This is a genomic window from Maricaulis sp., from assembly GCF_048268525.1.
Taxonomy (GTDB): domain Bacteria; phylum Pseudomonadota; class Alphaproteobacteria; order Caulobacterales; family Maricaulaceae; genus Maricaulis.
The window spans coordinates 1-12,555 of the sequence record NZ_JBLWVH010000033.1 but is presented as its reverse complement, the minus strand read 5'-3'; the positions used below and the strand labels follow the sequence as shown (position 1 = coordinate 12,555).

Annotated in this window: 7 protein-coding genes; 1 reads left to right on the top strand and 6 read right to left on the bottom strand. The window is 62.9% G+C overall.

The window, feature by feature from the left end; all coding sequences use genetic code 11:
- Positions 1-16: 16 nt before the first annotated feature.
- Positions 17-1,537, bottom strand: coding sequence for an MFS transporter (locus ACN0X9_RS14025; RefSeq protein ID WP_417488190.1), 1,521 nt, complete (start codon positions 1,535-1,537; stop codon positions 17-19).
- A 337-nt stretch (positions 1,538-1,874) separates the two neighbouring features.
- Between ACN0X9_RS14025 and ACN0X9_RS14020 the strand changes: the two genes are divergently transcribed.
- Positions 1,875-2,660, top strand: coding sequence for an enoyl-CoA hydratase/isomerase family protein (locus ACN0X9_RS14020; RefSeq protein WP_417488189.1), 786 nt, complete (start codon positions 1,875-1,877; stop codon positions 2,658-2,660).
- Positions 2,661-2,668: 8 nt separating this feature from the next.
- Here the strand turns inward: ACN0X9_RS14020 and ACN0X9_RS14015 are convergent, their stop codons facing one another.
- From ACN0X9_RS14015 to ACN0X9_RS13995, 5 genes are all read right to left on the bottom strand, one after another.
- Entirely contained in the window at positions 2,669-5,791 is a 3,123-nt protein-coding gene (locus ACN0X9_RS14015) for an efflux RND transporter permease subunit (RefSeq protein WP_417488188.1), read from the bottom strand.
- A complete protein-coding gene (locus ACN0X9_RS14010; RefSeq protein ID WP_417488187.1) occupies positions 5,788-6,915 on the bottom strand; it encodes an efflux RND transporter periplasmic adaptor subunit in 1,128 nt (375 codons plus the stop codon). Before ACN0X9_RS14010 ends, ACN0X9_RS14015 begins: the two co-directional genes overlap by 4 nt.
- Before the next feature lie 169 nt (positions 6,916-7,084).
- Positions 7,085-8,212 (bottom strand): THUMP domain-containing class I SAM-dependent RNA methyltransferase, encoded by a 1,128-nt coding sequence (locus tag ACN0X9_RS14005; protein WP_417488186.1) that lies wholly within the window; start codon positions 8,210-8,212, stop codon positions 7,085-7,087.
- 33 nt (positions 8,213-8,245) lie between these two features.
- Entirely contained in the window at positions 8,246-8,929 is a 684-nt protein-coding gene (locus ACN0X9_RS14000; protein ID WP_417488185.1) for an SDR family NAD(P)-dependent oxidoreductase, read from the bottom strand.
- Between the two features lie 135 nt (positions 8,930-9,064).
- The coding region (locus tag ACN0X9_RS13995; protein WP_417488184.1) for an autotransporter domain-containing protein at positions 9,065-12,555 on the bottom strand (3,491 nt) is incomplete at its 5' end.

Here is a 12,555-nt window from a genome sequence, read left to right as displayed (position 1 = left end):
ATCGCGATCCGGTCCATCAGACCGTTGGCCGCTCCATTCCGGCCGCGATCGCCCGTCGAATATTGCGCCGTTCAAGGCCTGCGTGCAGCCGAGCATGCCGCTTCGGCGTCAGCGGATAACTCCAGATCAGGGGCAACGAGAGCGCATACAGCCCAATCGGGCCGAGGCAGTACACCAGGCGCAATGACAGCACGCCAATATCGGTCGAACCATCAACCCCGCCGGACGCGTGATAGCCCAGCAAGCCGACAATATTCAGCGCCAGTCCCGTGAACACTGCCGCCGCGAGCTTCTCGGACAGCCCGAGAACGGCAAAATATGTCCCTGCCCGCCGTCCGCCCGACCGGGCACTGTCGATGTCGACGACGTCAGCCAGCATCGCCAGCGGCAGGAATTGCAACCCGCCAAAGGCAAAGCCCTTGAGCAGGAACAGGCAGAAAAAAGCCAGATAGTCACCGCGTCCCAGCAATAGATTGGCTGCACTCACAACGCTGACGAACGCCAGGGTGACCATGAAGGCGCGATGTTTTCCAATCTGCTTGCCCAGCCAAAGCCAGAACGGGATCGCGGCAATTCCCGCAATGAAATAGAGAAAATAAGCCGCCCCGATCGTCGGGATGCCGATGATGTCGCGGATGAAGAACAATGACACAGCGTTGCGGAGACTTTCGCCAGCAATCACCAGGAAGGCGATGATCAAGATGCGTCGCATCGGGCCATTCCGCCAGAGATGCCGGAAGCCCTCGATCATCGGTACGCGCTCCCGCAGGGCGGGCGGCGGCTCCTTGACGGTCGCCAGGATCAACAATGTCAGAACCGGCACCGACACAATGATCGCAAACGCCAACCCCATCAGGACCGGCCCGGTCAGGGCAGCCCGACTGGTCGGCGTCCGCGTCATGAGTTCACCGGTAAAGGCGCCCGTGACATCGCGCCAGATGGCACTGAATATCTCGGTGACCGCTCCGCCATCGGCGAAAATCTCGATCACCATGGGCACGGCGGCAGCCATCAGCAGGCCGGTCAGATAGTAAAATTCGCGCGCGGCGGTCACCTGGCTGCGGACATGATAGTCGGCGGACAGCTCGGCGCCCCAGGCCCTGAAGGGAATCTGGATCATGGTCGCACTGGCGAAAAACAGCGTCAGCCAGATCAGGAAATAGACCAGACCAGCCCCCTCGGGCGGCACGAACAGGAACCAGGTCGAGATCATCAACGCCGGGGCCCCCAGCGCGATATAGGGCTTGCGGCGCCCGAACCGGGTCCGGCCACGATCGGATATCTCTCCCATCAACGGGTCGGTGAACACGTCAGTGAATCGCGCCACCATGATGATCAGGCCGATCATCGAGAGCGAGATTCCCAAATGCCCCGCGTAGTGGGCCGGCAGCCAGATTGCCAGCGGATAGCCGTAAACGGCCAGGGGCAGCGCCAGCGACCCATGCAGGAAAATTGTCGACCGCCGGACCTCCGGAACGCCGTTATGGTCCACCCCGCGCGGCGGCGATAGCGCCCCGTTGGTCGCATTTGCGGCCATATCCTGCCTCCCAGCATATCGGATCGCGCGCCTTGTTTCTGCTGGCGCTTCAGATTTTCCAATTTTGAGTATGCTGGAAGCGAACTGTCAAATTAAACAATTCAAATTCTCTGGCGCCTTGCCGACCTCCCGGATTGAGAGCTTGGTTCGCTTTGATCGCCATTGGGAACACGCGGGTCGACGGGCCCGTTCCGAGCTCGGCGCTCGGGCAGCTGTGTCTGGCGACGTGAAGCGCGAAATCCAGTACTCCCGCTGAGACGCGCCGGGTTCACCCCTTGCGACAACGGGCCGGGCAGGCGCAGATAGGAACGCCTTGTTCGCCAGCCGGATACCTGCCGTGACCCATGCACCCATTTATCTGCAACACCATGATCACCACGCCGAGCTGGTCCTGAATCGACCAGAGCGGCGTAATGCGTTGAGTGCGCAAATGTGGTCCGCCCTGCCTGAGATTCTCGCCGTAGCCGCGGACGATCCGTCGATCAAGTTGTTGCTGGTCCGCGGTGAAGGCGGCACCTTCACGGCTGGCGCTGACATCTCCGAGTTCGAGACGGTCTATGCCACGGCCGAGGCCGCCGAGGCCTATTCCAAAGCCATTGCCGAAGGCCTCGACGGGCTGGCTCACTTTCCCAAACCGACCCTGGCGGTCATCCGCGGAGCCTGTGTTGGCGGCGGCTGTGGCCTGGCCCTGTCTTGCGACCTGCGCTTTGCCGCGTCCGACAGCCGGTTCGGCATCACACCGGCCAAGCTGGGGCTGGCCTATACACTCAACGACACAAAGCGCCTGATCGACGCGGTCGGCGTGCCGGTCGCGAAGGACCTGCTCTATTCGGCGCGTCTGGTGGATGCGGCAGAGGCCCTCGATATCGGGCTGATCAATCGTTGCTTCGAACCCGACAGCCTCGACGCGGAGGTCGAGTCCTATCTGGCCACCATGCTGTCGCGGTCGGCGGGGTCAGCCCGTGCGATCAAGCGCGTCATCCATCTGATCCGGGCCGGCGTCGATCACGATACCGACGAAACGCGTCAGCTCTTCCTCGACGCCTTTCGCAGCGAGGACTTCCAGGAAGGCTATCGCGCCTTCCTCGCCAAGCGGACACCGGATTTCACCGGCAAGCTCTGAAGCGGCAACTACTCGGCGGGCGTCTCGACAGCTTCATCGCCCGCCGCACGGGCCTCCGCCTCGAGCTGACGGGAGACCCAGTTCGGGGTTTTGGTGAAACGTCCCAGCACGCCATAGGCGACCGGCACGACGAACAGGGTGAAGAGCGTCGCCACCGTGACGCCGGCAAAGATTACCACGCCGATCGTGATCCGGCTTTCCGCCCCCGGACCGGTGCCGATAACCAGCGGGAAGGCTCCGATGGCAGTCGAAATACCGGTCATAAGGATTGGCCGGAAGCGAGTCTCAGCGGCGTCGAGCGTGGCGGTGCGCAGATCGCGCCCGGTCTCTCGCAATTGATTGGCGAACTCGACGATCAGGATACCGTTCTTGGCCGCCAGACCGATCAGGATCACCAGACCGATCTGCGAGTAGATATTGAGGCTCGACCCCACCAGCTCCAGCCCGAACAGACCACCGGCAACGGCGAGTGGCACGGTCAGCATGATCACCAGCGGCTGGATCAGACTCTCGAACTGGGCCGCCAGCACCAGGAAGACGATCAGCAGGGCCATGCCGAAGGCGAATAGCACGGCGGAGTTGGCGTTTAGGAATTCCTTTGCGCCGCCCAGATAGGTCGTGCTCATTTCAGGTGGCAGGTCGCGCTGGGCCCAGTCGTCCAGCCAGGCGACAGCCTCACCCAGCGTATAGCCTTCGGCCAGCGTCGCAGAGACCGTTATGGCGCGCTGGCGATCAACCCGATTGCGTGACGAAGCTTCACCAACCTCGCTCAGGGAGACCAGGTTGGAGAGCGGGATCAACTGCCCGGTCCGACCGGACACATAAAGGGATTCCAGATCCTGGGCGCTGGACCGCGCCTCGCGCCGGTTCTCCATGATCACATTATAGGCTTCACCGCGATCGATGAACTGGCCAACCCGGCGCGAGCCGAGATGGGTCTGCAGGGTCTGCCCGATTTCGGCGACAGAAACGCCCAGGTCCGCGGCCCGTTCGCGATCGATATCAACGATGAGGCGCGGGCTGGTCGGCTCGTAATTCTTGCGCGCGCGCATCAGGCCGGGATTACCTTCCCGAACGGCCATCATCAGACGCTCGGCTTGGCGGTCGAGGGCAGCATAGTCGGGACCCAAAAGGACGAACTGGACATCGTCACCTCCGCCTCCGCCTCCCAGCGAGGACCGCATCGAGGCGAAGGCCTGGACACCTGTGAGCTGCCCGAGGCGGCCATTGAACTCTTGCATGATCTCACTGCCCGGGCGCCGCTCATCCCAATCGGTCATGGTGCCGATGACAAACCCCGAATTGAATCCACTACCGCCCCAGCCCGGTGAAATCACCAGGACCCGGCGCAGCTCGCCCGAGTCGACATAGTCCATCGCAATGGCTTCAACTTCGTCGGCCTGGGCCGACATGTAATCAAAGCTCGCCCCTTCCGGGCCGGCAAAGCGGCCAAAGAACGAACCGCGGTCCTCCGGTGGGGTCAGCTCGGCGGGCAGGCGGTCGAGCAGGAAGACAGAGCCGGCCATCGCCACGCCGACGAAGGGAACCATCAGTAATGGCGCCTTCAACGCCACTTCGAGGCTTTCGCGATAGGACCGCCGCGCGGCGTTGACGAATCCATCGACCCATTTTGCCAGACCTCTCGCCTCACGGCTCGGACGCAGGAGCTTTGAGGCCATCATCGGCGACAGGGTCAGGGCGACAAAGCTCGAGAGGACCACTGCCCCGGCGATTGTCAGGGCGAGCTCGGTGAAGATGCGTCCGATGAAGCCGGGCAGGAAAACCAGCGGGACAAACACCGCGACCAGAACCGCAGTGGTGGCGACGACCGCAAAGAAAACCTGGCGGCCGCCCCGCAAGGAGGCCAGAGCCGGTGGCTCGCCAAGGTCCACCCGCCGCTGAATATTTTCGAGTACGACAATGGAATCATCGACCACCAGGCCGATGGCCAGGACCAGCGCCAGCAAAGTCAGGATATTGATCGAGAAGCCTGCGACCGCAAGGATGGCAAAAACACCGATCAGGCAGACCGGAACGACCGCGGCGGGAATGATCGCAGCACGCAGGCTGCCCAGGAAGAGATAGATCACCAGGACAACCAGGGTCGCGGCGATCGCCAGCGTGCGCCAGACTTCCTTGATCGACTCTTCGATGAAGACCGTGTCGTCGGAAGCAGAGATCAACTCCATGCCTTCGGGCAGGGTCAGCCGGACCCGCTCGGCCTCGACACTGATCGAGTCGGAGACTTCGACCGAATTGGCCTGGCTCTGCCGGACGAAACCCAAACCGATCATGTTCTGGCCATTGCCACGAAAAAGGGTACGGGGTTCTTCCGCTGCCAGCTCCACATCGGCGACCTCGGCCAGGCGGATCACATGTCCTTCACCAGTCCGCGAAATCGGCAGGCGGGCAAACGCGTCCGGGTCGGCAAACAGTCGTTCGACCCGGACAACGATCTGTGTGTCGGGCGTCTCGACCGATCCGCCGGGAACCTCGACATTCTGGGCACGCAGGGCACCATCGATGTCGGCCACGGTCACGCCGCGCGCCGCCATCGCCTGCGGGTCCAGCCAGATCCGCATCGAGTACCGTCTCTGCCCGCCGATCCGGACCTGGGCCACACCATCGATGACTGAAAAACGGTCAAGCAACGCCCGCTCGGCATAGTCGGAGAGCTCCTCGGAGGTCAGCCGGTCCGATAGGAGGTTATACCAGACAAACGGGCGCGCATCGCTGTCCTGCTTACGCACTTCGACCTGCTCGACGTCCTGAGGCAGTCGGTCGATCACACGTGAAACCGCATCGCGGACATCATTGGCAGCCGCTTCGATATTGCGGTCGAGCGAGAAGGTAATGGTGACGCGGGACGAGCTGTCACGCGAGGAAGAGGTAATTGTCTCCACACCGTCGATACCGGACAGCTGGTCCTCGATAATCTGGGTGACCCGGTTTTCGACCACCTCGGCATTGGCTCCGGGATAACCAGCCGAGACAGAGACCACAGGTCGATCGACATCGGGAAGTTCGCGCAACGGCAAATCGCGCAGCCCGAGCACGCCAAAGACAACGATCAGGGCGCAGAAGACAAAGGCCAGAACGGGGCGACGAACCGCAACATCCGAGAGGGTCATTGCGCCGCCTCACCGCCGCTGGCGGCGACCCCGGCCACCACGCCGCCTGCATCCAGACGGAGTTCGCGGGCGATCTGGACCTGCGACCCATCCCGGATCCGATGGACACCTTCGGTGATAATCCGCTCGCCCGGCAGCAAGCCATCCAGGACTTCCACCATCTGACCTGAGCGGCGTCCCAGCTGGATCGTGCGTTGCCGCGCGTAGACGCCATCGGCGTCTTCCTCAACAACATAAACGAAAGTCTGATCGAGATAGCGGGTCAGGGCCGATCCCGGAACCGCCGGCTGGCTGCGTTCATCGCGGCGCACTTCCACGGTCATCAACTGGCCAGGCAGCAGGCGCCCGTCCCGGTTTTCAATCTCCGCCCGGATCGTGACGCTGCGGGTGACGGGATCGATGCGGCTATCGACCTGGGCAATCGCACCCGTGAAGACTTCATCCGGATAGGCCGAAGTCCGCGCAGCGATCTGCATGCCAGCAGAAACGACCGACAGGAATCGCTCAGGCACGGTAAAATCGAGCTTGATCAGGCTGGCATCATCGAGACGCGCGATCGCGTCACCCGGCCGGACCAGTCCGCCCAAGCTGACTTCGCGCAGACCAACCAGGCCGGCGAAAGGCGCGCGCACGATGCGGTCGGCCAGCTGCGCCTCGATGGAGGAGACGCGGGCACGGGCACGTTCGACAACGGCGGTCGCTTCGTCCAGACGCGATTGAGGCACGACGGCTCGAGCCACCAGATCGGTGGTTCGGGTCAGGTCCCGTTGGGCTTCGCGCAAGGTCGTCCGCGCCTCTGCGAGACCGGCGGCCTCTTCGGTATCGGTTAGCTCAACGAGAATCTCTCCGGCCTCGACCTGCTGGCCGGACTCGAAATTGATACGGGAAATCGTGTCAGTGACCCGTGCCGTGATGGTGACGGTCTCATTGGCGCGGGCCGTACCGAGGGCTTCAACAATGTCGGCAAATACGACCTCCGGCACCTCAGCGACCGCAACGGCCACCACGCGCTCGCCGCGCATCATTGCTCCCTCTTCCGCCGGCAACAAGGCCCGGACAGCGATGATCGCCGTCATGGCGAGGAAGGCGATAAGAACGACAATCAAAAAACGGGCACGGTGCATGGGCAATCTCCTGCCCGCATAAATGGTCCGCAAAGCCGCAAAAGCAAGCCCTGAAACGCGTTGCGGGTTGCCTCCGCGCCAGCTCTGGCAGCGTCTGGTGGCGTGACGCGGCGACAGTGGCCCGTCCGGGTCACGCAAAGCCTTTCGAGATCGAATAGGCCGGACCGGATTAGCGGAGCGGCCGGGTCAGATGGAGACGGATCTTGAGGCCGCCATGATCGACCGGACGACCGGGTGGCGCAAAGGGAAGCCGGGTCGCGCGCGCCAGGGCCGGGTCTGTCGTGATCAAACCGACACGCCAGCCGGAAAACCGGGTCCGCATTGTGTCGCCGAGTGATCCGTAGACACCGTACAGGCTTTTCCGGTTACCGATGCGGGCTCCATAGGGCGGGTTCACGATCACCAGCCCGGCTGGACCGTCAGGACGCTCCAGCTTTTCCACCGGGCAGACGTCAAACACGGTGACATCATCGATCCCGGCCCTCTGCGCATTGGTCCGGCTCATGCGGATCGCCCCCTCATCGCGATCTGCCCCGCGATATCGAGATGCGACAGACCTTTTGGCAGCTCGCTCTGCAGCTTCGGCTTTCATCGATTGCCAGGCTTTGGCATCGAAACCGGCCAGATGCTCGAAGGCGAATGCCCTCGCGCGACCCGGCGCCAGCCGGCCGGCGATTTCTGCCGCTTCGATCACGAAGGTTCCGGAACCGCACATCGGATCGAGGACTGGCTCAACACCGTCAAACCCGGATGCCCGCAGGAACAGGGCAGCGAGATTTTCCCGCATCGGCGCCTTGTTGACCTCGGCCTTGAAGCCGCGACGATGTAGCAGCTCACCGGACGTATCAATGCTCAGCGTGCACAGATTGTCATCGATCCGCACCCGCACGCAAACCGTAGCCTCGTCGCTGGTCGGCACACCGACCGCAGCTTCGATGGCATTGGCCACGCGCTCGGCGGCAGCGCCGGCATGATAGATTTTCGACTTGCGGCAGCTCGCGTCGACGCGCACGGGAACGCCGGGTTTGAGCACTGTCAGCCAGTCAAACTGGCACGCCCGCTTGTCGAGTTGGGATAGATGCACGACCCGGAATGACCCTATTCGCGCGAGGATACGGCTGGCGCCACGCACTTCCAGATTGGCCCGCCAGACATCGGGCCATCCGCCGGAAATGGTTACGCCGCCGGGTTCGGCCTTTGGCGCCTTGAACCCTTTTTCGACGAGCTCGGCACGCAGAACCGGCTCCAGGCCCGGAGGGACAGCCAGAAAGATCTCGAACGTCGCGTCACTGGGCATGCAATCCCCTCTCCGGGGTCCGGCCAGAACCGCTCAGACGCGTCCGGTAACCGGCAGCAGGGCTCCGGTGACGGCGCGAGCCTCTTCACTGGCCAGGAACAACATCACCGCGGCGAGATCATCCGGCGCAACCCAATCAGCTGGATCAGCATCCGGCATGTCGGCCCGATTGGCGGGCGTGTCGAGTACGGAGGGCAGAACCGCATTGACCGTGACCTTGCCCAGCAATTCGCGCGACAGGCTTTCAGTCAATCGAGCGACACCAGCCTTCGAGGCCGCGTAAGCGCCCATGCCAGCGTCCGACTTTACCGCGCCGGCAGCGCCGACATTGACGATCCGCCCGGCAGGACTTTCGCACAACCAGGGCATCGCGGCCTGACAGGCGGTGACGGCTGTCTGCACATTGATGGCAAACATGCGCTCCCAGCTCTCGACCTTGCCACCATCCAGCGTTTCCCAGATGAAGCCGCCGGCAATGTTCAACAGCACATCAATGCCGCCGAAATCGGTCGCTATGGCAGCGAAGGCATCACCGGCTGACTGGCGGTCGGTCAAGTCGACCCCCCCCAGTCGCATGTGCCCGGCAAGGCTCGCGTCATCCGCGATCGGTGCGCGATCAACGAGCGCCACCTGGCAACCCGCCGCAACAGCCATGCGGGCGACAGCCTGCCCCAGAATTCCGGCACCACCGGTAATGACAATCGTTCGAGCACTCATTCCCGTTCCCCGAATATCCAGTCTGACATGGCGTTCATCTACCGCCCGGACCGGGGTTCATGCAATCCGTCCGTGAAGTACGGCCGGATGCCCACCAGCACCCGGCCGTACAAATTCTTGATCACGCAGACCCGATCAGAAGCGGAACCGCACATCGATACCGGCACGCTGGCGTTCGGTCTCTTCGCCAAACTCGGCCTGGTATCCAATACTAAGCCCGACGCGCTCATTGCCGGCAATCTCGAGATCAACGCCAATCTGGTAGACCAGATCGTCAAGAGTCGTACCGATATCAGCCGGGTCGGCCAGCGGATTGGCGCCAAGGAAGCGAACCGGCAGTTCGAGCCGGTCGTGCGTGCTCAATTGCAGGCCGCCGGTGATCGAAACCACTCCCACCATGTCGTCGGTCTCGCGGAAAATATGACCAACCGTCAGTTCCGGTGTGAACGCGCCAACCAGCGAGGTTTCCGACAGCACCTCGACACCCAGACCGTCCAGTCCGTCTTCGACCAGTCCCGCATGGTGCAGCGCCGTCAGCGAGGCCGAGACCTGTGGGCGGGCAAAGATGTTTCCATGACGGAAGCTCTCTCCCACATGGCCGTCCAGGCGCGCATGTCCGGTTTCCGGCGATGATGTGCCAACGCCGCTGATAAAGACCTCAACCGCGCGCTCGGTCTCGTGCCATGACCAACCACCCGACACGGATGCACCATAATAGGGCCCGCTTGCCGGATTGCGCTCGGCTCCCAGACCGACAACGAAACCGCTGCTTTCAGTCCGGGCCCGGTGTCCGTCGATACGGATCGGATCAGTCTGTTCGTAGCTGACGCCTGCCGCAATCGACCAGTCATCGCCGACCCGCTGCTCAAACCCGCCGGTAAAGCGCATCGACTCGCTTTCCGTGTGCAGGTTTTCAAAGCTCGCATCGCGCGCGCTTGCGGTCATTTCCAGTCGGGACCACGCACATTGATCATCGCGGCGACCAACCGGTGAGCCGCAATTGAACAGGTCGTCGGCAAAGTTGTTGGCCGAGTTCAGCTGACCATGCATGACGGCAAGATGAGGCTCCGGATTGAGTTCGGCGAAGACCGCTTCGTAGAGATCAAGTTGATCGGCCTGCATATTGCCGAGGAAAGCCAGCAAACGACCGATACCGGCAGAGCCGCCGACATCGAGGGCCGAGTCCATGTGGCCACCGAGCGCCCGTCCGTTGCGGTTCAGGCTTGGCAGCCCGAAATCCGTGTCGATCAACAGGTGAATGCCCGCTGCATCGGCTGCAATCGAGAAGTCGACCGCCAGCGTGTCGCGGATCGTCAAACCGTTGTCGACACCGCCATCAGCAGCAGCGAACAACGTGACGTCCTCGCGGTCCTGCAGCCAGGTCAGCGTGACATCGCCGGTGCCGTCGACGGTGGCGCTCCCGGTCACATTCACCAGGTCCGAAGCGTATGGGCCATAAGCGACATCAAATATCAGATGGCCGCTTTCAGTTTGTTCGAAATGCCCATCCAGCTCGACCGTGTTGATGACCCGCGCGCCATAGAGAAGATTGGTCGTGGGATCGCCAACAGCGTCGAAATTCCCGAACGTGTCGCCGTTGAGAAGGTCGATGGGGTAGGCAGAGGCCGACAGACCCATGACGAAGTGACCGGCATTGCGGAAGGTTGCTGCGCCAACCGGACTGGCCGCCGACACAACGCTCGTCGGCTCACCGGCATGTGGGTTAGCGGCATCCGCCGGATTGAGGTCCGCCATCACCTGGACTGACGGCTTGGCATCCAGGGCCGCGACGCTCGGCAAGCTGGTCGTCAGGACGTCCTGCACCGGCGGCCCCTTGGACTCGATCGCTTCGAAGGTGCCCGCACTTGCCGGTGCCAGTGTCACGGTCGCTGGCTGGGAACCGGTTCCCAGATCCGCCTGAACCGGTCGTTTGGTCGAGGCGACCATCTGGCCGATCGAGACGGGCTCGGGCTGAGACGCCGATACCAGATCGGCCTGGACAGGTTGCTTGGACGACAGGCCAATCTCACCGATCGCAACCGGTTCGGGCTGGGCTGCCGATGCCAGCTCTGACGCGGCAGGAGCAGCGGACACTGCCACATCCGCAACCTGCGGCGCGTCTTCGGCCTGTGACACCGCGGTCCGCGCCGTTTCGGCGGATGGAACGGTATTGCCCTGGCGAAGAACCGTCTGCGGGCTGGCAGCGCTGTCCCTGAGATCAATCGTATCGAAGGCGATGAAAGTTGCCCCCGCCTGATTGTCAAACCGGTTCACGCCCGAGCCCAGATCGACATTGCCGACAACCAGGCCGGTATTCTCGATCAGATCATTGCCCGTCGTCGTAACAATGGCATTGCCGGACACTGCAGAGACAGTGCCGGAGGTGAACAGCGTATTGTCCGCGCCGCCGTCAAAGAAAACGCCGATCCCGCGATCCGAACCGCCGCGGATATCATTGTCGAGAGTCACGGTAATGGCCGCTGCTGCCAGCGCGCTCATCACATCGACCTCATCGGACTGAGCGGCCGGATCAACGTACTGCGCCAGACCCGCCGGACCGAAACGGTCTGCAAATGAAGGCATTTCGGAGTTTGTATCGATCCCATCGCTGACGGAGTCGACGAGGCCGGCGCTGGACTGCGCCGAGGCCTGTTCAGGTGCGATCAGGGCAATCGGTTCAGCCGGAGCAAAGGTGGTCCCCAGGCTCTGCGCAAAGAAGGCAATCGCATTGCGGCCGGTCGAAATGATGGCGCCGGTGTGATTGACGGTCACCCGCCCGGCCTCACCTTCACCACCTACCGAGCCGAAGAAGCCCTGGCCGTCCGCAGACCCGAAAGTGCCGCCGCCGCCGCCAATCGACTGGGCGAAGATACCGATGGCGCCGCCGCCAAGAAGATTGATCGTACCGCTGGAATTGATAGTGACATCGCCACCATCGCCGCTATTGCCGCCAAACGGGTTGATGGCCAGGTCCACACCGGCTTCCTGCACACCAATCGTTGTATCGCCGGCATTTCCGCCACCGCCACCGATCGACTGGGCAAAGATGCCGTAGGCGCCGATGCCATGCGTGGTGATATCACCGGAATGAGTGACCGTGACGTCGCCACCATTGCCGGCATTGCCACCGGCGCCGCCGAAGGAAACTGCGCCGGCGTTGGAGATGTAACCATCGCCCGCATTGCCACCGCCGCCGCCAATGGACTGGGCGAGAATGGCATGGGCGTTGTCGCCGGTCGTGACGATCGAACCGCTATTGGTCACGATCACATTGCCGCCATCACCGGAAGCACCGCCGAAGCCGCCCATGCCGATGCTGATGTCCGGCTGGAATGTGCTGCCTAGGTCGCCATTGTTTTCGATGATGGCATTCCGGGTGCCGCGCGAACCATCCATGTTGCCGGCGCCGCCATTGCCGCCGCCGCCGCCGATGGACTGGGCGAAGATGCCATAGGCCAGATCGCCGTCTTCGCCATAATTCGGATCGTCATCGGCGCTGTAGAAACGGGTGCCGGATGTCTGGATAGAGCCAGTGTTGATCACGGTGACATCACCGCCATCACCCGCCGCGCCACCAAAGCCGCCAACCGCGATCGTACCGGTCGCGGTTGCGCCGCCCTGGCCGA

Excerpts from the sequence above, each read along its gene's own strand:
- ACN0X9_RS14015 (WP_417488188.1), bottom strand. The coding sequence starts at position 5,791 with ATGACCCTCTCGGATGTTGCGGTTCGTCGCCCCGTTCTGGCCTTTGTC.
- ACN0X9_RS14010 (WP_417488187.1), bottom strand. The coding sequence starts at position 6,915 with ATGCACCGTGCCCGTTTTTTGATTGTCGTTCTTATCGCCTTCCTCGCC.
- ACN0X9_RS14000 (WP_417488185.1), bottom strand. The coding sequence starts at position 8,929 with ATGAGTGCTCGAACGATTGTCATTACCGGTGGTGCCGGAATTCTGGGG.
- ACN0X9_RS14025 (WP_417488190.1), bottom strand. The coding sequence starts at position 1,537 with ATGGCCGCAAATGCGACCAACGGGGCGCTATCGCCGCCGCGCGGGGTG.
- ACN0X9_RS14005 (WP_417488186.1), bottom strand. The coding sequence starts at position 8,212 with ATGCCCAGTGACGCGACGTTCGAGATCTTTCTGGCTGTCCCTCCGGGC.